This is a genomic window from Pseudomonas sp. DrBHI1 (assembly GCF_002205115.1).
GTDB classification, from domain to species: domain Bacteria; phylum Pseudomonadota; class Gammaproteobacteria; order Pseudomonadales; family Pseudomonadaceae; genus Aquipseudomonas; species Aquipseudomonas mosselii.
Genome location: NZ_NIBE01000067.1, coordinates 5,457 through 25,098 on the forward strand (window position 1 = coordinate 5,457; position 19,642 = coordinate 25,098).

A 19,642-nucleotide genomic window follows, 5' to 3' on the forward strand; every position below is an offset into this window, starting at 1 on the left:
TGCTGCACGGTCGCGCCGAGATTGCGGTGATCACCCTGGCGCCCGAGCCACACCATTTAGTGCGGGCTGTGCCGGTGTGGGACGACGCCCTGGACTTCGTCGCCTCGCCCGAGCACCCACTGGCCAGCAACGGCGCGGTCAGCCTGGCCGACGTGGCACGCCACCCGGCGGTGTTCCCCGGCGGCAACACCTTCACCCACCATATCGTCCAGCGCCTGTTCGAAAGCCAGGGCCTGGTCCCGAACATCGCCATGAGTACCAACTACCTGGAAACCATCAAGATGATGGTGTCGATCGGCCTGGCGTGGAGCGTGCTGCCACGTACTATGCTCGATGAACAGGTGGCGCCCATCGCCCTGCCCGGCATACAGCTGTCACGCCAGCTAGGCTACATACTGCATACCGAACGCACGCTGTCGAACGCAGCCAGGGCTTTCATGGCCCTGCTCGACAGCCATGCAGGGTCCGCCTGACCGCTCGTCAGTACGGCATGACATCCACAAGGACGCGTTTTCCGCCAAAGGTCTGGTACCGATGCCCAAATCAGCAAACCGCTTTCCGCGCCTGCCACGCATCCCTGCGGCCGATCCCCAGGAATCGGAGCTGGCCTGGCAGAACGCTCCCCAGCTGCTGGCCGCGCTCAACGGCGCGCGCCTGGGCGCCTGGCTGTGGGACATCGAAAGTGGCCGGGTGAGCTGGTCACGGGGCACCCAGGCACTGTTCGGCTTCGATCCGCAGCGCCCGCTACCCAACGACGTCGACTACCTGGACTTGCTTCCCGAGGAAGACCGCGCCCGCACCCGCCAGGCATTCCAGGCCGTGGTCAACGGCGAGCCAGTGGAACAGGCCATGCGCCACCGCATCCGCTGGCCCGATGGCAGCGTGCACTGGCTGGAGATCAACGGCAGCCTGACCCACGATCCCCACGGCCGGCCACAGATGATCGGGGTCATTCGCGAGATCACCCGCCAGCGCGAGCGGGAATCCGCGCTGATCAATTCGGAAAAGCGCTTCGCCACCCTGTTCCACCTCAGCCCCAACGCCATCCTCCTGACCCGCCGCCACGACGGCATGATCATCGAGGTCAACCAGCATTTCGAGCACATGTTCGGCTGGCCGGGCGCCCAGGTGGTCGGCAAGACCAGCCTGGAGCTGGGTTTGTGGGTCAATCCCGAGCAGCGCCACCTGGTGATGGACGCCACCCGCGCCGGCAGCGGCCCATTGACCTTGGAGGTGCAGTTCCGCGCCACCAGCGGCAAGATCCACGACGGCATCCTCTGCACCCAGGGCATCGAACTCGAAGGCGTCACCTACCTGATCAGCACCTTCGTCGACACCACCGAGCGCAAACGCGCCGAGCAGGCGCTCAAGGACAGCCAGGAGCGCCTCGACCTGGCCCTGGACTCGGCCCAGCTCGGCACCTGGGATTGGCACATCCCCAGCGGCATGCTCTATGGCTCGGCCCGCGCCGCCCAGCTGCACGGGCTGGACCCGGTACCTTTCCACGAATCGTTCGAGGCCTTCTTCGAAGGCGTGCCCGAGCACGAGCGCAGCGCCATGCGCCAGGCCTATCGCAGCCTGCGTGAGGGGCCGGCAGGCAACTACCAGATCACCTACCGCGTGCAGCTGGACAACGGCGCCTCGCGCTATATCGAAAGCCGCGCCCGACTGTACCGCGACGACCACGGCAATCCCCTGCGCATGGCCGGTACCCTGCTCGACATCACCGACCAGGTCGAACGCGAACAGCGCCTGAGCGCCTCGGAAGAAAAATTCGCCAGCCTGTTCCAGGTCAGCCCCGACCCGATCTGCGTGACCCGCCAGGACACCGGCCAGTTCATCGAGATCAACCCGGCCTTCAGCCAGACCTTCGGCTGGAACCCGGAGCAGATCCTCGGCCAGACCGCCGAGGAGATCGGCCTGTGGGCCGAATCGGCCGAACGCGCCCAGCGCATCGAGCGGGTGATCCGCGACCAGGCCCTGAGCAATGTGGCGGTGGTGGTCAACCACCGCAACGGCACGCCGCTGACCTGCGTGATCTCGAGCCGCCTGATCAGTGTCGACAGCCAGCCTTGCAGCGTCACCACCCTGCGCGACATCACCCAGCAGCAACGCGCCGAGGCGGCGCTCAAGTCCAGCGAAGAAAAATTCGCCAAGGCATTCCACTCCAGCCCCGACGCCATCACCATCACCGAACGCCAGAGCGGGCGCTACGTGGAGGTCAACGACGGCTTCAGCCGGCTGACCGGCTACAGCCCCGAGGAAGTGGTGGGTCGCACGGTCTACGAAATCGGCATCTGGGCCGATGAAAAACAGCGTGCCGCCCTGCTCAACGAGCTGCGCGAGCGCGGCCGGGTGCATCACCGCGAGATGCTCGGGCGCAACAAACGTGGCGACATCCTCACGGTGGAGGTCTCGGTGGAGCCGATCAGCCTCAACGAAACCGACTGCCTGCTACTCACCGCCCGCGATGTCAGCCTGCTGAAGAATGCCCAGGCGCAAATCCGCCACCTGGCCTACCACGACCCGCTGACCAACCTGCCCAACCGCGCCCTGCTGATGGACCGCCTGAGCCAGCAGATCGCGCTGCTCAAGCGCCACAACCTGCGCGGCGCGCTGCTGTTCCTCGACCTCGATCACTTCAAGCACATCAACGACTCCCTCGGCCATCCGGTAGGCGACACGGTACTGAAGATCATCACCGCCCGCCTCGAGGCCAGCGTGCGCCTGGAGGACACCGTGGCGCGCCTGGGCGGCGACGAGTTCGTGGTACTGCTCAGCGGCCTGGAGGGCAGCCGCGAGGTGGTGGAAAGCCGGGTTCGCGAACTGGCCGACACCTTGCGTGAGCTGCTGGCCGAGCCAATGTCGCTGGACGGGCAGCGCCTGCAGGTGACACCGAGCATCGGCGTGGCCCTGATCCCCGACCATGGCACCACCCCCGCCGATCTGCTCAAACGCGCCGACATTGCCCTGTATCGGGCCAAGGACTCAGGACGCAACGCCACCCAGCTGTTCCACACCACCATGCAGAAGGCAGCCAGCGAGCGCCTGCGCATGGAAAGCGACCTACGCCTGGCGCTGGCCCGGGGTGAACTGGCCCTGCACTTCCAGCCCCAGGTCGATGCCCGCGACAACCGCATCGTCGGCGCCGAGGTGCTGCTGCGCTGGCACCATCCGCAGTTGGGCCAGCAACCGCCGGCGCAGTTCATCCAGGTGCTGGAGGAAAGCGGCCTGATCCTCGAAGTCGGCAGTTGGATCCTCGACGAGGCCTGCGATGCCTGCTCGCACATGCTCGCGGACGGCCTGATCGACGCCGACGACTTCAGCCTGTGTGTCAACATCAGCCCGCGGCAGTTCCGCCAGAACGACTTCGTCGAGCGGGTCCTGCGCAGCCTCGACGACTACCGCCTGCCGCGGCGCATGCTGACGCTGGAGATCACCGAAGGCATCGTCATCCAGAACCTGGAGGACACCATCAGCAAGATGCGCGAACTCAAGGGCTACGGCGTGAGCTTCGCCATGGACGACTTCGGCACGGGGTATTCCTCGCTCACCTACCTCAAGCGCCTGCCGGTGGACGCGCTGAAGATCGACCAGACCTTCGTGCGCGACGCGCCGGTCGACCCCAACGACGCCGAGATCGTCCGCGCCATCGTCGCCATGGCACGCAGCCTGGAACTGGCGGTGATTGCCGAAGGCGTGGAGCTGACCGAGCAGCTGGAGTTCCTTGAGCGGCTGGGTTGCCACCTTTACCAGGGCTATCTGCACAGCCGACCGCTGCCGTTGCCGGAGTTCCGTCAGATGCTGCTGGAGGCGCCGGCGGATTACTGAACTGGCCTGGTAACGGTTCACGCATGGCGTGGGAGCGGGCTTGCCCCGCGATTGCGGTATGAGACCCAGCATTGCAATCGCGGGACAAGCCCGCTCCCACGCCAGCCAAAGGGCATTCATCCCCGGCACAAAGCAGAAAGGGCACCCGAAGGTGCCCTTTCTTTCATCCCGCCGAACTCAGTTCAGCGCCGGCTTTTCGCCGTTGATCGGGATGCGCTTGGCCTTGGCTTCTTCCGGCACAATGCGCAGCAGTTCGATGCTGAGCAGGCCGTTGGCCAGGCCCGCGCCCTTGACCTCGATATGGTCGGCCAGGCGGAACGACAGCTTGAAGGCGCGCTGGGCAATGCCCTGGTGCAGGAAGGTGACGCCTTCGCTGGCGTTGTCGCGCTTGCCGCCGGTCACGGTCAGGACGCCTTTTTCGACTTGCAGGTCGAGGTCCTGTTCCTGGAAGCCGGCCGCGGCGACCACGATGCGATAGTGGTCATCGCCATGCTTTTCCACGTTGTAGGGCGGGTAGCTGCTACCGGCCTCGTTACGGGCGGCGGCTTCGAACAGGTCGTTGAAACGGTCGAAACCGACGGAGTTGCGGAAAAGCGGTGCAAGAGAGAAAGCGGTAGTCATGGTCATTAACTCCTGAGATTCAGCAAGTAAAGTCACTACGCGACCCGACTTCGGCATCGCGTACTCAAGAGATAGGTCCTGGCAAAAGGCTTTCAAGGGCTGGCATGAAAAAATTTTCGACTGGGTATGGTTTCGTGGAAGCGGGCTTGCCCCGCGAAAGCGCCGACTCAGGCGACACAAGCCTCAACGGCGCGCATCTTCACGCCCAGCAACTCACTGATCCGCTGGCAGTCATCCTCTCGACGCAACTCAGCGAACAGCGCCACCGCCTCGGGATAGCCACGGGTCAACATCGCCAGCCACTGCTTCATTCGCCCCGGCGCGTAGCGCGGCGACAGCTTGTCCTGGGCCTGGCGCCAGAACTCGCGCAGCAGTGGCAGCAACTCATCCCAGCTCATCGGCTGGTACTCGACGCCATCGCGGGCCGCGGCGATCTGCAGCGCCAGGTCCGGGCGCGACACCAGCCCGCGCCCCAGCATGATGTCCTTGGCACCGCTGACTTCGCGGCAGCGCCGCCAGTCGTCGACCGTCCAGATCTCGCCATTGGCGAACACCGGCACCGCGACCACATCCTGCACCCGCGCCACCCACTCCCAATGGGCCGGCGGCTTGTAGCCCTCGACCTTGGTCCGCGCATGCACCACCAGGTGCGCCGAGCCGCCTTCGGCCAGCGCCCTGGCGCAGTCCAGCGCGCCGTCGGGGCTGTCGTAGCCCAGGCGCATCTTCGAGGTCACCGGGATATGCGCCGGCACCGCGCGCCGCACCTCGCGGACAATGGCATGCAGCAGCTCGGGCTCCTTGAGCAGCACCGCCCCGCCCCGAGACTTGTTGACGGTCTTGGCCGGGCAGCCGAAGTTCAGGTCGATGACCGGCGCGCCCAGCTCGCAGGCCAGGGCCGCATTTTCAGCCAGGCACACCGGATCCGAGCCGAGCAATTGCACGCGCATCGGCACGCCGGCGGCGGTGCGCGCGCCCTGGCGCAGCTCCGGCGCCAGCTTGTCGAACGACGACGCCGGCAGCAGGCGGTCGCAGACGCGGATGAACTCGGTGACGCACCAATCGATGCCGCCCACCCGGGTCAGGACGTCGCGCAGGATGTTGTCGACCAGCCCCTCCATCGGGGCCAGGGCAATTTGCATTTCAGGGTCTCGCCACGCAAAAGGCGGCAGTCTAGCAAAAAAACGCCGCGCTTCAGCGGCCGGTCAGCGCCGGACCGTAACCATCGAGGAATTGCGCCGGCATGCGCTTGGGCTTGCCGCTGGACAGCTCGATGCAGGCGAAGGTGGTCTGCGCCCGCAGCAAGGTGACGCCGTCACTCGGACGCTTGAGCTGGAAGCGCCGGGTCATGCGCAGGCGCTGGTCCCAGTCGACGATCCAGGTGGCCAGCTGCAGCTCGTCGTCCTCATAGGCGGCGGCGAGGTAGTCGATTTCATGGCGGACCACCGCCATCGCCCGGTCCAGCCGGCGATACTCGGCCAGGTCCAGCCCCAGGCGCTGGGAATGGCGCCAGGCACAGCGCTCAAGCCAGGTGACATAGACGGCGTTGTTGGCGTGACCGAGGCCGTCGATGTCCTCGCTGCCGACGCGTAGGTCGATGATGAATGGTGCTGCCAGATCCCAGCTCATGCCCGCTCCCGGTGTTCAGTGACCGGGCAGAGTGTAACGGATGCTCAGGCGCTTTGCCGCGCGCGTTGGCTGGAGCGCGCCAGCAGCTCCATCACCGCCTCGCCCAGGCGCGGGTCGGCCAACACCCGCTGATGGCCGCCCTCTTCCAGCAGCAGCAAGCGGCTGTCGAACCAGGCTTGGTGAATTACCGGCGCCTCGCCGGCCGGCACCACCGGATCGTCCTCGGCATGCACCACCAGGCCCGGCACATCCAGCTGATAGCCACTGACATCCAGGCGCGCCACCTGCACGCCGACATCCCGCTCCACCTGACGGATGAATGCGGCCCTGGCCCGGGCCGGCAGGCCAAGACGCCGGGCGAAGCCACGCAGCACGCCAAGCAGGCGTGCCGGCGCGGCGATGCTGACTGCCGCATCGGTGCGCAGCCCCCATTGCAGGGCCAGCAACAGGCTGGCGCCGCCCATGGAGTGGCCAATCACCGCCCGCAACGGCGGCAGCTCGGCGGCGGCCTCCAGCAAAGCGCGAGCGAACGCCACCACATGCGCCTGCTCGCCGGGCGAGCGCCCATGGGCCGGCCCTTCCAGCGACACCACGGTGTGGCCGCTGTCGACCAGCCGCTCGATCAACGCCGCGAACTGGGTCGGGCGCCCTTCCCAGCCATGCATCAGCAACACCGTCGGCCCCTGCCCCCAGCGCAGCGCCGACAGCCCGAAACGCAGGGTGATGCGCTCGGCGCGGGCCAGCAGCGGCAGCTCCCAGGTTTTGGGCGGCAAGGCGCGCGGCGTCATGAAGGCACGGCGCATCTTGCCGGCGACATGCTCGGGGACCAGGTGGCCGAGAGTGCCATTGACGCCACGAATCCAGCTCAGGGTAGTCATCGCCTTGCTCCAGGGTCAGGTTGCTCAGATCACCGCCGACTTGGCGGCGCGCAGGATACGGTCGGACAGTTCGCCATCGCCCAGGGCACGGGCCACGGCCAGGCCACCCACCATCAGGGCGAAATCGGCGAGCGCCTTGTCGATGTCTTCGGGTCGATCGACCATCTGTGCGGTCATCAACTCGATGTGTTCGGCCAACACATTGCGAAACGCCTCCGGCAGGCGTTGCATCTCGCTCAGTGCATTGGGAATCGGGCACGCCTGCACCTCGGAATCACGGTGCTTGCGCGACAGGTAGAAAGCCGCCACCAGGGCCCGGCGCTCGGCGCCGTCAAGGGCGGGATCGAGCTGGGCGAGCAAGGCGCGGCGCTCGCCGAGCAACTGGCTGAACGCCTCGAGCATGAGCTCGTCCTTGCTGTCGAAGTGGGCATAGAAGCCGCCGACCGTCAGCCCCGCGGCGCCCATGACCTGGCTGACGCTCGGCTCGGCCGGCCCCCGTTGCACCAACGCGCTGCGGGCGGCATCGAGGATGCGTTCGCGGGTCTTGCTCTTCTTGTCGCTCATGGCTCACCTCAAAACATTATGGTCATCATATTATATTCATAATATTTTCTGGCAAGCGGAATCTACGGCCATTGATCGGCGCAGCGACAGTTTTCGGGAGGCAGAAAAAACAAAAGGCCCATTCAATAATCGAATGAGCCTTATAAGTCCTGCAAAACGCAGGTAAAAAATTGGCGTCCCCTAGGGGACTCGAACCCCTGTTACCGCCGTGAAAGGGCGGTGTCCTAGGCCACTAGACGAAGGGGACTTTAACCTTCGTGCCGACTCGCCGCTGCGAATCGTGGCAAATTGGTGGAGCTAAGCGGGATCGAACCGCTGACCTCCTGCATGCCATGCAGGCGCTCTCCCAGCTGAGCTATAGCCCCGAGTAAAACAAATAACTCACCGATCTGGATGATGAGCTATTCAACGCCCGCAAACGCGGGTAAAAGTGGCGTCCCCTAGGGGACTCGAACCCCTGTTACCGCCGTGAAAGGGCGGTGTCCTAGGCCACTAGACGAAGGGGACTTTAACCTTCGTGCCGACCCGCTTTCGCGAATCGCGGCAAAATTGGTGGAGCTAAGCGGGATCGAACCGCTGACCTCCTGCATGCCATGCAGGCGCTCTCCCAGCTGAGCTATAGCCCCGGATTTCTAGCCTCGCGGCCCAGCGACATTTTAAACATCGCTTGTGTGAAACTGGCGTCCCCTAGGGGACTCGAACCCCTGTTACCGCCGTGAAAGGGCGGTGTCCTAGGCCACTAGACGAAGGGGACGAACCTTCTTACCTTCAAGACCCGTTTGCTGGAACCGGTCTTGCCTGACGGCCTTGGCCATCAGTCGGAATTTGGTGGAGCTAAGCGGGATCGAACCGCTGACCTCCTGCATGCCATGCAGGCGCTCTCCCAGCTGAGCTATAGCCCCACAATGTCGCTTTGAACCGAAGCGCTGGCTGGGTGCCTGGCGTTTCGTTTTCGTTCATCGCTGTGGACGGGGCGCATATTAAGATCGGATTGCAGGGCTGTCAAACGAATTTTTGAAAATATTCAAAATTTTTTTCACAGATAACAATCACTTACCGCCCTGCCCTGCTGCTACCGATTACTTGGCCGCGAGGGAAATGCCTGTGGGTGCGGCCTTGCGTCGCGAAAGGGCCGCACAGCGGCCCCGGCGATTATTGCGTGGAAGCTAAATTCGCGGGACCGCGTTGCGGTCCTTTCGCGACGCAAGGCCGCTCCCACAAGGTTCAGCGACCGCCTTCAGTACGCCATCAGGCGATATTCGCCAGCAGCTTCTCCCACTCCTTGTTTTCCTTCTTCGACACGCCACCGAGCAGGTCGATGGCCTGGCGCAGGCGGTAGCGGGTCAGGTCGGGACCGAGGATTTCCATGGCGTCGAGCACCGACACCGAGCTGGCCTGGCCGGTGATGGCGGCGAACATCAGCGGCATGGCATCGCGCAACTTGAACTCCAGCGACTCGACCACGGCCTGGATACAGCCGGTGATGCGGTCCTTTTCCCACTGACGCAGGCTTTCCAGCTTCCACAGGATCAGCTGCATCACCTGGCGTACCTGATCGGCCGACAGCTTCTTGCTCTCGAACAGCTTGGCGTCGAGCTTGAGCGCGCCCTCGAAGAAAAAGCCTCCCAACGGGGCAACCTGGCTGAAGGTCTCGACCCGGCCTTGCACGTGCGGGGCGATCTTCATCATGTAGTCGCTATTGAACGCCCACTTCTGCACGCGCGCGGCGAACTCTTCCACCGGCAGCTCACGCAGCCACTGGCCGTTCAGCCAAGACAGCTTCTCGATGTCGAAGATCGGACCGCCCAGGGAGATGCGCGACAGGTCGAAGTGCTCGACCATCTCGGCCAGCGAGAACTTCTCGCGCTCGTCCGGCATCGACCAGCCCATGCGACCCAGGTAGTTGAGCATGGCTTCAGGCATGAAGCCCATGCGCTCGTAGAAGGTCACCGAGGTCGGGTTCTTGCGCTTGGACAGCTTGCTCTTGTCGGGGTTGCGCAAAAGCGGCATGTAGCACAGCTTGGGCTGTTCCCAGCCGAAGTACTCGTACAGCTTGATCAGCTTGGGCGCCGACGGCAGCCACTCTTCGCCGCGCAGCACGTGGGTGATGCCCATCAGGTGATCGTCGACCACGTTGGCCAGGAAGTAGGTCGGCAGGCCGTCGTTCTTCATCAGCACCTGCATGTCCATGCGGTCCCACGGAATCTCGACATCGCCACGGAGCATGTCCGGCACGACGCAGACGCCTTCGCTCGGCACCTTCATGCGGATCACATGCGGCTCGCCAGCGGCCAGGCGGCGCTGCACTTCATCGTCGCTCAGCAGCAGGGCGCGGCCATCGTAGCGCGGGGTTTCGCCGCGGGCCATCTGCTCGGCACGCATCTGCTCCAGCTCTTCGGCGGTGCAGAAGCAGTAGAAGGCGTGGCCGGCGTCGACCAGTTGCTTGGCGTACTTGGCGTAGATCTCGCCACGCTCGCTCTGCCGGTATGGACCGTGCGGGCCGCCCACGTCCGGGCCTTCGTTCCACTCGATGCCGAGCCAGCGCAGGGCGTCGAAGATCTGCTGCTCGGACTCGCGGGTGGAGCGCAACTGGTCGGTGTCTTCGATCCGCAGGATGAACTCACCGCCGTGCTGCTTGGCGAAGCAGTAGTTGAACAGGGCGATGTAGGCGGTGCCGACATGGGGGTCGCCGGTGGGCGATGGCGCGATACGCGTGCGAACGGTGGTCATGGAGAGTCTCGAACAAAGAGAAACAAAGGCGGGATGTTAGCAGGGAGCAGGTACCGGGCTCCAGCAATGGCGCGATCGTCACTTGTGAGGGGACTGCCGAGCGCTGTTAAATTTGCTTACATTCTCGCAACGACAGCCTCCCATGCCCACTCCACTCAAACGCCGCCTGCTGGTCTTCATCTCCCTGGTGCTGCTGGTCGGCCTCGCCTTCCTGGCCCACTGGTACTTCAAGGGGCGCTTCTTTGAGAGCACCGACAACGCCTATGTCCAAGGCGAGATCACCCGCATCTCCAGCCAGCTGGGCGCGCGCATCGAAGAGGTGCGGGTCGAGGACAACCAGCACGTGCGCAAGGGCGACCTTTTGGTGCGCCTGGAAGCCGCCGACTTCGAACTGGCCGTCGAGCGCGCCCGCGCGGCCCTGGCCACCCGCGAGGCGGAACTGGCCCAGGCGCGTAGCCGCCTGACCCAGCAAGGCAGCCTGATCGCGGCCGGTCAGGCCCAGGTGGCCGCCAGCCAGGCCACCCTCGACCGCTCGCAGTTGGACCTCAACCGTGCCCAGGCCCTGCGCAAGCCCGGCTTCGTCTCCGAAGAGCGGGTCACCACCTTGTCGGCGGAAAGTCATGTCGCCCGCTCGCAGGTAGACAAGGCCCAGGCTGACCTCAAGGGCCAGCGCCAGCAGGTCGACGCCCTGAACGCCGAACTCAAGCGCCTTGACGCGCAGATCGCCAATGCCCGCGCCGACCTGGCCCAGGCCGAGCTGAACCTGACCCGCTGCGCGATCCATGCGCCGATCAGCGGCACCATTGGCCAGCGCAGCGCCCGCAATGGCCAAGTGGTCCAGGCCGGTGCCTACCTGCTGTCGATCGTCCCCGACGAGGACATCTGGGTACAGGCCAATTTCAAGGAAACCCAGATCGGAAGGATGCACCCCGGGCAGCACGCCGAACTGCGGTTCGACAGCTACCCCGATACCCCGATCGAAGGCCGCGTGAACAGCCTGTTTGCCGCTTCCGGCGCGCAGTTCAGCCTGTTGCCGCCAGACAACGCCACCGGCAACTTCACCAAGGTGGTGCAGCGCATTCCGGTCAAGCTGACCTTCGCCGCCGACAACCCGCTGCATGGGCGCATCCGCCCGGGCATGTCGGTCACCGCCACGGTCGACCTGCGCGATGGGGATACCGATGGCCGGTGACGCGCCGCTGCGCCCCACCGCGGAGCCGACCCGGCGCGACTGGATCGCGGTGATGAGCGTGATGCTCGGCGCCTTCATGGCGGTGCTGGACATCCAGATCACCAACTCTTCGCTCAAGGACATCCAGGGCGCGCTGTCGGCGACCCTGGAAGAAGGCTCGTGGATCTCCACCTCCTACCTGGTGGCCGAGATCATCATGATCCCGCTGACCGCCTGGCTGGTGCAACTGCTCTCGGCCCGGCGCCTGGCGGTGTGGGTGTCGCTGGGCTTCCTGGTGTCGTCGCTGCTGTGCTCGATGGCCTGGAACCTCGAGAGCATGATCGTGTTTCGCGCCCTGCAGGGTTTCACCGGTGGCGCGCTGATCCCGCTGGCGTTCACCCTGACCCTGATCAAGCTGCCCGAACACCACCGCGCCAAGGGCATGGCCATGTTCGCCATGACCGCCACCTTCGCCCCCTCCATCGGCCCGACCCTGGGCGGCTGGCTGACCGAGAACTGGGGCTGGGAGTACATCTTCTACATCAACATCCCGCCGGGGCTGGTGATGATCGCCGGCCTGCTCTACGGGCTGGAGAAGAAGGAAGCGCACTGGGAACTGCTCAAGAGCACCGACTACGCCGGCATCGTCACTCTTGGCCTGGGCCTGGGCTGTCTGCAGGTGTTTCTCGAGGAGGGGCATCGCAAGGACTGGCTGGAGTCGAACCTGATTGTCAGCCTGGGCAGCGTCGCCCTGCTCAGCCTGATCCTGTTCGTGATCCTGCAGTTCTCCCGCCCGCACCCGCTGATCAACCTGCGAATCCTCGGCAACCGCAACTTCGGCCTGTCGAGCATCGCCAGCCTGGGCATGGGCGTCGGCCTGTACGGATCGATCTACTTGCTGCCGCTGTACCTGGCGCAGATCCAGGGCTACAACGCCCTGCAGATCGGCGAGGTGATCATGTGGATGGGCGTGCCACAGCTGTTCCTGATCCCGCTGGTGCCGCAGCTGATGAAGGTGATCCCGCCCAAGGTGCTGTGCGCCCTGGGTTTTTGCCTGTTCGGCGCGGCCAGTTTTGGCTCCGGGGTGCTCAACCCGGACTTCGCCGGGCCGCAGTTCAACCAGATCCAGGTGATTCGCGCCCTTGGCCAACCGATGATCATGGTGACCATCTCACTGATTGCCACGGCCTATATCCAGCCCCAGGACGCGGGCTCGGCGTCGAGCCTGTTCAACATCCTGCGCAACTTGGGCGGCGCCATCGGCATCGCCTTGCTGGCGACGCTGCTGGATGCGCGGACCAAGGAATACTTCGACTACCTGCGCGAGGCGGTGGTGCCGAACAATCCGCAGGTGGCGGAGCGTCTGGCGCAGTTGGCGGAGCGGCTGGGCAGCGAAAACGCGGCGCTGGGCAAGCTGTCGGAGATTACCCACCAGCAGGCCTTGATCATGGCCTACAACGATGCCTTTCATTTTGTCGGGATCGGGCTGGCGGTGAGCATGTTGGCGGTGCTGCTGACGCGCACATTGCCGCAGGGGTTGAAGGCGGGCGAGGCGCATTGATCGAGTCACGCCTTGACCTGTAGGAGCAACTGTCTTGCTCAACTGCTAAAGCTAGCGCGATCCCTGTGGGAGCGTAGCCCGAAGGGCTGGGCAATCTCCTACAGTGATTGCGTAGGGCTTTAGCTGGCCAGCAGGCGCTCGCGCAGCTTGCCGATTTCGTCGCGCAACTGCGCGGCGGCCTCGAACTCCAGATCGCGGGCGAACTGGAACATCTTTTCTTCCAGCTGCTTGATGCGCTTGGTGATCTGCGCCGGGGTCTGCAGCTCGGCCTCGTAGCGCTCGGCCTCCTCCGCCGCCTTGGCCATGCCCTTGCGCTTCTTGCTCCGCGCTCCCGGCACCGTGGCGCCTTCCATGATGTCGGTGATGTCCTTGACCACGCCCTTGGGCACGATGCCATTGGCTTCGTTGAACGCCACCTGCTTGGCCCGACGCCGCTCGGTCTCGTCAATGGCCCGCTGCATGGAGCCGGTGATGTTGTCGGCGTAGAGGATCGCCTTGCCGTTGAGGTTGCGCGCGGCACGACCGATGGTCTGGATCAGCGAGCGCTCGGAACGCAGGAAGCCCTCCTTGTCGGCATCGAGGATCGCCACCAGCGACACCTCGGGCATGTCCAGGCCCTCGCGCAGCAGGTTGATCCCCACCAGCACGTCGAAGGTGCCCAGGCGCAGGTCGCGGATGATCTCGACCCGCTCGACGGTGTCGATATCCGAGTGCAGGTAGCGCACCCGCACATCGTGGTCGGCCAGGTAATCGGTGAGGTCCTCGGCCATGCGCTTGGTCAGCGTGGTGGCCAGCACCCGCTCGCCCACGGCCACGCGCTTGCCGATCTCCGACAACAGGTCGTCCACCTGGGTCAACGCCGGGCGCACCTCGACCTGCGGATCGACCAGGCCGGTCGGCCGCACCACCTGCTCCACCACCCGCCCGGCGTGCTCGGCCTCGTAGGGGCCGGGCGTGGCGGAGACGAAGATGGTCTGTGGGCTGACCGCCTCCCATTCGTCGAAGCGCATCGGCCGGTTGTCCAGTGCCGACGGCAGGCGGAAGCCATACTCCACCAGGGTTTCCTTGCGCGAGCGATCGCCCTTGTACATGGCGCCGACCTGGGGAACGCTGACGTGGGATTCGTCGATCACCAGCAGCGCGTCATCGGGCAGGTAGTCGTAGAGCGTGGGCGGCGGCGCGCCGGCCGGGCGTCCGGAGAGGTAGCGCGAGTAGTTCTCGATGCCATTGCAGTAGCCCAGCTCGAGGATCATCTCCAGGTCGAAGCGGGTGCGCTGCTCCAGGCGCTGGGCCTCCACCAGCTTGTTGTGCGAATTCAGGTACTCCAGGCGCTCCTTGAGCTCCTCCTTGATCCCGTCCACGGCCTCGACCAGGGTTTCCCGCGGGGTCACGTAGTGGCTCTTGGGGTAGAAGGTGAACCGCGGCAGCTTGCGAATCACCTCGCCGGTCAGCGGGTCGAAGGCGGCGATATTCTCCACCTCGTCGTCGAACAGCTCGATGCGGATCGCCTCCAGGTCCGATTCGGCCGGGAAGATGTCGATCACGTCGCCACGCACGCGGAAGGTGGCGCGGGCGAAGTCCATCTCGTTGCGGGTGTACTGCAGGTCGGCCAGGCGCCGCAGCAGGGCGCGCTGATCGAGTTTGTCGCCGCGGTCGACGTGCAGGACCATTTTCAGGTAGGTCTCAGGACTGCCCAGGCCGTAGATGCACGAGACGGTGGTGACGATAATCGCGTCGCGCCGCTCCAGCAGCGCCTTGGTCGCCGACAGGCGCATCTGCTCGATGTGATCGTTGATCGACGCGTCCTTCTCGATGAAGGTGTCCGACGACGGCACATAGGCTTCGGGCTGGTAGTAGTCGTAGTAGGAGACGAAGTACTCCACCGCGTTGTTCGGGAAGAACGCCTTGAACTCGCCGTACAACTGCGCAGCCAGGGTCTTGTTCGGCGCCAGCACCATGGTCGGGCGCTGCACCTGCTGGATGACGTTGGCGATGCTGAAGGTCTTGCCCGAGCCGGTGACCCCGAGCAGGGTCTGGTGCGACAGGCCCGCGTCGATGCCCTCGACCATCTGGCGAATGGCCTCGGGCTGGTCGCCGGCCGGCTGGAATCGGGTGACGAGCTGGAACTCGGACATGACGGACCTCGTGGATGTCGCGGCAACTGTAAATTTAGCCAGTAGTCTATACCCAAATGCGCGCCCTGGGCGCGGCATTCAAGGCCGACGTGTGAACGTTCATGTCAATGGACCGGGCAATTCGACCAATGGTCGAAAAATATTTGCGCAAACAGCCGGAAAAGCTGCGCCAGACTGTCGCAGTGACCGGTCGGTATCACTATACTGACTCCCCGTTTGCGCACCGCTTCAGTGCCTTCGGCTGGAGCGTGGCGACCCCTATCACTCTCCTATCAGAGCCAAGGTAACAATGAGCCTGTTTTCCGCTGTCGAGCTGGCACCCCGCGACCCTATCCTGGGCCTCAACGAAGCATTCAACGCCGACCCACGCACCGACAAGGTGAACCTGGGCGTGGGCGTCTACTGCAATGAGGAAGGCCGCATCCCGCTGCTGCGCGCGGTGATCGAGGCCGAGACCGCCCGTGCCGCCCAGCACGCCTCCCGCGGCTACCTGCCGATCGACGGCATCGCCCAGTACGACCAGGCCGTGCAGAAGCTGATCTTCGGCGCCGAGTCGCCGCTGCTGGCCGCCGGCCGCGTGGTCACCGTGCAGGCCGTGGGCGGCACCGGCGCGCTGAAGATCGGCGCCGACTTCCTCAAGCGTCTGCAGCCGGGCGCCGTTGTGGCCATCAGCGATCCGAGCTGGGAAAACCACCGTGCCCTGTTCGAGAGCGCCGGCTTCCCGGTACAGACCTACCGTTACTACGATGCCGCCAGCCACGACGTCAACCGCGCCGGCATGCTCGAGGACCTGAACAAACTGCCAGCCGGCTCGGTCATCGTCCTGCACGCCTGCTGCCACAATCCAACCGGTGTCGACCTGTCGCTGGACGACTGGAAGAATGTCCTGGAAGTGGTCAAGGCCAAGGGCCACATCCCGTTCCTGGACATGGCCTACCAGGGCTTCGGTGCCGGCATCGACGAAGACGCCTTCGCCGTGCGCCTGTTCGCCGAATCGGGCCTGGAGTTCTTCGTATCCAGCTCGTTCTCCAAGTCGTTCTCGCTGTATGGCGAGCGCGTCGGCGCGCTGTCGATCGTCACCGCCTCGAAAGACGAAAGCACCCGCGTGCTGTCGCAGGTCAAGCGCGTGATCCGCACCACCTACTCCAACCCGCCGACCCACGGCGCCAGCATCGTCGCCGCCGTGCTCAACAGCCCCGAGCTGCGCCAGATGTGGGAAACCGAGCTGGCCGAGATGCGCGAGCGCATCCACGGCATGCGCAAGCAGATGGTCGAGCTGCTGGCCGAATACGGCGCCAAGCGCGACTTCAGCTTTGTCGGTCGCCAGTGCGGCATGTTCTCCTACTCGGGCCTGACCGTGGAGCAAGTGGCGCGCCTGAAGAACGAGTTCGGCATCTACGCCCTGGACACCGGCCGCATCGCGGTCGCCGCCCTGAACCAGAGCAACATTCACGTGGTCACCAAGGCCATCGTCGAAGTGCTGTAACTGCTTGATTGTCTTGGGGGAAGCTTGACTTCCCCCGGGCAATCGGTAAGATACGCGCAGATTCCGCGATAGCTCAGTCGGTAGAGCAAATGACTGTTAATCATTGGGTCCCTGGTTCGAGTCCAGGTCGCGGAGCCAAATACTGAAAACCTCCAGATGCGCAAGCACTGGAGGTTTTTTATTGCCTGCGATTCAGGGCTTGGGCAAGGGCTCGGTCACCGGCTTGCCCTCCTCCACCAGGCTCCAGACCAGCAGCTTGGCCGGCGCGCGCTTGCTGGCATTGCGCGACACGCTGTGCACGGTGCCCGGCGCCTCGTACCAGAACTCGCCGGCCTGGTAGGTTTTCTCCGGCTCGTCGTTGAGTTTGGAGGTCACCGCTCCTTCCAATACATAGGCCATGACCGCTCCCGGATGCTGGTGGGCGGGCGACGCCTGGCCGGGGCCATAGCTGACCATGAGCATTACAGCTCTCTTGCCTGGGGCATTGGTCGGGAGCTGCTCCTGCAGAATCCTGACCTGATCGGGTTTCTCGCCGTGGGCCCAGGCAGGTGACAGTAGTGCGAGCAGGCTTGACGTCAACAGCACAACGGCTAGATGGATGAATCGCATGGGGCTTCTCCTGAGGGATATCTACCTGCAGGTTAAGCCCAGGTTTGTGAGCGGCAAATGGCCAATTCGCGGGAAAAACGGGAGGCCGATTGGCGAATCACACCCTCCGTAAATGAATGCGCGCACAACGCTTGAAACCACAATCATTCCAGCAACTCAAACAAAAACCACACCCCGCAAATAAAGCGCCCCCCGCCCACTGATAATCACCCGCCCATTCCCCGGCAAATCACACTGCAACTGCCCCTTGCGCCCCCCACCCTGCTCACAGCGCAAGCTGCTCTTGCCCAACCGCTGCGCCCAGTAGGGCGCCAAGGACGTATGCGCCGACCCGGTCACCGGATCTTCATTGACCCCCACCCGAGGCCCAAACCACCGCGTGACGAAATCAAACCCCCGCCCCGCCGCCGTCACCGCAATCCCCCGTACATCAAACGCCGACAACGCCACGAAATCCGGCTTGAGCCCCTCGATCAGCGAGACATCGTCAATCACCAGTACATAATCGTCGGTCCGGTACAACGCCCGAGCCTCACTTAACCCAAGCGCCTCCAACAATCCCGCCGGAATTTCCACGGCCTCCGGCTGCTTGGCCGGGAAATCCATCGCCAGCAGGCCATCGGCATCACGCCGAACCCGCAACTCCCCGCTACGGGTATTGAACCGCAACACCTCGGCCTGCTCGCCCAACTGCTCGAACAACACCCATGCCGCCGCCAACGTCGCATGCCCACACAGGTCAACCTCCACCGCCGGCGTGAACCAGCGCAGGTCGAACGTTTCACCGTTACGCACGAAGAACGCCGTCTCGGACAGATTGTTCTCTTCAGCAATGCGTTGCAGCACCTCGTCGGGCAGCCACTGCTGCAATGGAATCACCGCTGCGGGATTGCCGCCGAACGGCTCGGATGAAAACGCGTCGACCTGGAAAATCTCAAGTTGCATGTACAAACTCCTCAGGCCCGGCACCGCGCCGGGCGGACTTCAGAAAGGATTCAACCGCGAACCGGCGTCAACACCGGCTCGCCGGCAAAGAATGCCTGCAGGTTACGCAGTACCAGGGCCACGGTATCGCGCGCCGCTTCCGGCGACTGCCCCGCCACATGCGGGGTCAGCACCGTGTTGCCCAGCGCCTTGAGCGCATCGGGCACCGCAGGCTCGTCATCGAACACATCCAGCGCGGCCCCCGCGATCACGCCCCGCTCCAGCGCAGTGACCAACGCCGTGGTATCCACCACGCTGGCCCGGGCAATGTTGACCAGGTACCCCTCGGCGCCCAAGGCCTCCAGTACCGAGCCATCGACCAGATGCCGGGTGCCACTGCCACCGGGCGTCGCGACCACCAGAATGTCCACGGCTTCGGCCAGGTGCAACGGGCTGTCGTACCAGGTGTAGGGCTGGCCCCGACGAGGCGTGCGGCTATGGTAGCTGACGTGCATGTCAAAGCCGTGGCTCGCACGGCGGGCGATGGCCTGGCCAACCGCGCCCAGGCCGATGATGCCCAGCCGCTTGCCGCTGACCGAGGGGCTGATCACCCGGTTCCATTCGCCACGGCGGGTACTGGCATCGGCACGGGGAATATCGCGCAACAGCGCCAGCAGCAGCGCCATGGCATGGTCGGCGACGGGCCCGGCGTTGGCGCCCGCACCATTGGTGACGGTTATGCCGCGGGCCGCAGCGGCCTCGAGATCGACCTGCTCATAGCCGGCACCGATCACACAGATGATTTGAAGTTGGGTCAGCGTGGCAATTTCGTCAGCCGTGAGGCCCAGCGGGCCACGCGTGAGCACGGCATCAATCTCGCCGGCATGGCGGGCGATGGCGTCGGTGCGCATTTGCGGCGAGGGTGCGCGGATCAGGCGGTAGCCGGCCCGTTCCAATAGCGGCAGGTAGTCATCGACGGTTTCCACCAGCACCAGGACTGTCTTGCTCATGCCACCCTCCGGTTGAATGCGAAGGGGGATTATGCCAGTTGCTTGCCCTGCGATCAGGTCAACGTTGATTACTGCCCGAACGCCCTGCCCAACCCGCCCGGCACACCACTGCTGTCAGTGTCCTGCCACGGTCCGTTGGGACTCAGCGACCAGCTCCAGCCATTGTTCCAGCGGTAATAGGTGCGCTGGCGGTAGAAGGTGTTGGGCTGCTTCTCCAGCACATAGACCCCCAGCTTCGGGTCCCAGTGGCTGGCGCCCCCCGGCGGCGGCGCGAAGCTGGCGGAAGTGCGTGGCATCGGCTTGGGTATCGCCGCCGGCTTGCTCGGTTGCGTCCCGGGCTGGCCACCCGGCAAGGGCTTGACCACCGGCCCCTTGTGCGGCGGCGTGGTCTCGATCGGCGGCAGCGGTTCACGCTCCCCGGGCTGATGCACCGTACACGCGGAAAGACCCAGGGCCAGGGAAATCAGGGTCAGGCGGACGGTGCTGTTCATGGGGC

Annotated in this window: 16 protein-coding genes and 7 tRNA genes; 6 read left to right on the plus strand and 17 right to left on the minus strand. The window is 64.7% G+C overall.

The annotated features are described in order from the left end of the window. Together CC207_RS14940 and CC207_RS14945 are read left to right on the plus strand one after the other, a co-directional pair. Positions 1-473: LysR family transcriptional regulator substrate-binding protein (locus CC207_RS14940; protein ID WP_256582092.1), on the plus strand; the 473-nt coding region annotated here is incomplete at its 5' end. A 61-nt stretch (positions 474-534) separates the two neighbouring features. Then, a complete protein-coding gene (locus CC207_RS14945) occupies positions 535-3,831 on the plus strand; it encodes a PAS domain S-box protein (protein WP_028690429.1) in 3,297 nt (1,098 codons plus the stop codon). A 177-nt stretch (positions 3,832-4,008) separates the two neighbouring features. Here the strand turns inward: CC207_RS14945 and CC207_RS14950 are convergent, their stop codons facing one another. The 12 genes from CC207_RS14950 to gltX all read right to left on the minus strand — a co-directional run bounded on the left by CC207_RS14950 (position 4,009) and on the right by gltX (position 10,250). Continuing rightward, positions 4,009-4,452, minus strand: a complete 444-nt coding sequence (locus CC207_RS14950; RefSeq protein WP_028690428.1) for an Hsp20 family protein — start codon at positions 4,450-4,452, stop codon at positions 4,009-4,011. A gap of 167 nt (positions 4,453-4,619) precedes the next feature. Further along, the gene (locus CC207_RS14955; protein ID WP_028690427.1) at positions 4,620-5,591 is read right to left on the minus strand and encodes a tRNA-dihydrouridine synthase; all 972 of its coding nucleotides are present in this window, start codon (positions 5,589-5,591) and stop codon (positions 4,620-4,622) included. 52 nt (positions 5,592-5,643) lie between these two features. Then, positions 5,644-6,078, minus strand: coding sequence for a thioesterase family protein (locus CC207_RS14960; protein WP_028690426.1), 435 nt, complete (start codon positions 6,076-6,078; stop codon positions 5,644-5,646). Positions 6,079-6,122: 44 nt separating this feature from the next. Beyond that, entirely contained in the window at positions 6,123-6,956 is an 834-nt protein-coding gene (locus CC207_RS14965) for an alpha/beta fold hydrolase (RefSeq protein ID WP_088852341.1), read from the minus strand. Positions 6,957-6,980: 24 nt separating this feature from the next. Continuing rightward, on the minus strand, positions 6,981-7,520 hold the full coding sequence (locus tag CC207_RS14970; RefSeq protein WP_088852342.1) for a TetR/AcrR family transcriptional regulator: 540 nt from the start codon (positions 7,518-7,520) through the stop codon (positions 6,981-6,983). Between the two features lie 171 nt (positions 7,521-7,691). Continuing rightward, a tRNA-Glu gene (locus CC207_RS14975) sits at positions 7,692-7,767 on the minus strand. 42 nt (positions 7,768-7,809) lie between these two features. Further along, positions 7,810-7,885, minus strand: a tRNA-Ala gene (locus CC207_RS14980). A 66-nt stretch (positions 7,886-7,951) separates the two neighbouring features. After that, a tRNA-Glu gene (locus CC207_RS14985) sits at positions 7,952-8,027 on the minus strand. Positions 8,028-8,070: 43 nt separating this feature from the next. Next, a tRNA-Ala gene (locus CC207_RS14990) sits at positions 8,071-8,146 on the minus strand. 52 nt (positions 8,147-8,198) lie between these two features. Then, positions 8,199-8,274: transfer RNA gene (locus tag CC207_RS14995), tRNA-Glu, on the minus strand. A 72-nt stretch (positions 8,275-8,346) separates the two neighbouring features. Beyond that, a tRNA-Ala gene (locus CC207_RS15000) sits at positions 8,347-8,422 on the minus strand. A gap of 346 nt (positions 8,423-8,768) precedes the next feature. Continuing rightward, a complete protein-coding gene (gltX, locus tag CC207_RS15005) occupies positions 8,769-10,250 on the minus strand; it encodes a glutamate--tRNA ligase (RefSeq protein ID WP_088852343.1) in 1,482 nt (493 codons plus the stop codon). A gap of 142 nt (positions 10,251-10,392) precedes the next feature. Between gltX and CC207_RS15010 the strand changes: the two genes are divergently transcribed. Both CC207_RS15010 and CC207_RS15015 read left to right on the plus strand, forming a co-directional pair. Continuing rightward, positions 10,393-11,442 carry an HlyD family secretion protein gene (locus CC207_RS15010; RefSeq protein ID WP_088852344.1) on the plus strand — a complete coding sequence of 350 codons (1,050 nt, stop codon included), beginning with the start codon at positions 10,393-10,395 and terminating at the stop codon, positions 11,440-11,442. 49 nt (positions 11,443-11,491) lie between these two features. Beyond that, a complete protein-coding gene (locus tag CC207_RS15015; RefSeq protein WP_172402427.1) occupies positions 11,492-12,982 on the plus strand; it encodes an MDR family MFS transporter in 1,491 nt (496 codons plus the stop codon). A gap of 119 nt (positions 12,983-13,101) precedes the next feature. Here the strand turns inward: CC207_RS15015 and uvrB are convergent, their stop codons facing one another. Then, complete coding sequence (uvrB, locus tag CC207_RS15020) at positions 13,102-15,117, minus strand: excinuclease ABC subunit UvrB (RefSeq protein ID WP_028690420.1); 2,016 nt, start codon at positions 15,115-15,117, stop codon at positions 13,102-13,104. Between the two features lie 289 nt (positions 15,118-15,406). Between uvrB and CC207_RS15025 the strand changes: the two genes are divergently transcribed. Together CC207_RS15025 and CC207_RS15030 are read left to right on the plus strand one after the other, a co-directional pair. After that, on the plus strand, positions 15,407-16,603 hold the full coding sequence (locus tag CC207_RS15025) for an amino acid aminotransferase (RefSeq protein ID WP_028690419.1): 1,197 nt from the start codon (positions 15,407-15,409) through the stop codon (positions 16,601-16,603). Between the two features lie 62 nt (positions 16,604-16,665). Beyond that, positions 16,666-16,741 (plus strand) — tRNA-Asn (locus CC207_RS15030). A 54-nt stretch (positions 16,742-16,795) separates the two neighbouring features. Here CC207_RS15030 and CC207_RS15035 read toward each other — a convergent pair. The 4 genes from CC207_RS15035 to CC207_RS15050 form a co-directional block, all read right to left on the minus strand. Beyond that, positions 16,796-17,212, minus strand: a complete 417-nt coding sequence (locus tag CC207_RS15035) for a cupin domain-containing protein (RefSeq protein WP_028690418.1) — start codon at positions 17,210-17,212, stop codon at positions 16,796-16,798. A gap of 156 nt (positions 17,213-17,368) precedes the next feature. Next, positions 17,369-18,157, minus strand: coding sequence for a PhzF family phenazine biosynthesis protein (locus CC207_RS15040; RefSeq protein WP_028691027.1), 789 nt, complete (start codon positions 18,155-18,157; stop codon positions 17,369-17,371). Positions 18,158-18,207: 50 nt separating this feature from the next. Then, on the minus strand, positions 18,208-19,146 hold the full coding sequence (locus tag CC207_RS15045) for a 2-hydroxyacid dehydrogenase (RefSeq protein WP_062361724.1): 939 nt from the start codon (positions 19,144-19,146) through the stop codon (positions 18,208-18,210). A gap of 68 nt (positions 19,147-19,214) precedes the next feature. Then, positions 19,215-19,637, minus strand: coding sequence for a hypothetical protein (locus tag CC207_RS15050; protein ID WP_028691025.1), 423 nt, complete (start codon positions 19,635-19,637; stop codon positions 19,215-19,217). Positions 19,638-19,642 lie beyond the last annotated feature (5 nt).

Coding starts and splice junctions, on each gene's coding strand:
- CC207_RS15035 (WP_028690418.1), bottom strand. CDS start 17,212: ATGCGATTCATCCATCTAGCCGTTGTGCTGTTGACGTCAAGCCTGCTC.
- CC207_RS15010 (WP_088852344.1), top strand. CDS start 10,393: ATGCCCACTCCACTCAAACGCCGCCTGCTGGTCTTCATCTCCCTGGTG.
- CC207_RS15040 (WP_028691027.1), bottom strand. CDS start 18,157: ATGCAACTTGAGATTTTCCAGGTCGACGCGTTTTCATCCGAGCCGTTC.
- CC207_RS14960 (WP_028690426.1), bottom strand. CDS start 6,078: ATGAGCTGGGATCTGGCAGCACCATTCATCATCGACCTACGCGTCGGC.
- CC207_RS14955 (WP_028690427.1), bottom strand. CDS start 5,591: ATGCAAATTGCCCTGGCCCCGATGGAGGGGCTGGTCGACAACATCCTG.
- CC207_RS14970 (WP_088852342.1), bottom strand. CDS start 7,520: ATGAGCGACAAGAAGAGCAAGACCCGCGAACGCATCCTCGATGCCGCC.
- gltX (WP_088852343.1), bottom strand. CDS start 10,250: ATGACCACCGTTCGCACGCGTATCGCGCCATCGCCCACCGGCGACCCC.
- CC207_RS15045 (WP_062361724.1), bottom strand. CDS start 19,146: ATGAGCAAGACAGTCCTGGTGCTGGTGGAAACCGTCGATGACTACCTG.
- CC207_RS14945 (WP_028690429.1), top strand. CDS start 535: ATGCCCAAATCAGCAAACCGCTTTCCGCGCCTGCCACGCATCCCTGCG.
- CC207_RS14965 (WP_088852341.1), bottom strand. CDS start 6,956: ATGACTACCCTGAGCTGGATTCGTGGCGTCAATGGCACTCTCGGCCAC.
- CC207_RS14950 (WP_028690428.1), bottom strand. CDS start 4,452: ATGACTACCGCTTTCTCTCTTGCACCGCTTTTCCGCAACTCCGTCGGT.
- CC207_RS15025 (WP_028690419.1), top strand. CDS start 15,407: ATGAGCCTGTTTTCCGCTGTCGAGCTGGCACCCCGCGACCCTATCCTG.
- CC207_RS15050 (WP_028691025.1), bottom strand. CDS start 19,637: ATGAACAGCACCGTCCGCCTGACCCTGATTTCCCTGGCCCTGGGTCTT.
- uvrB (WP_028690420.1), bottom strand. CDS start 15,117: ATGTCCGAGTTCCAGCTCGTCACCCGATTCCAGCCGGCCGGCGACCAG.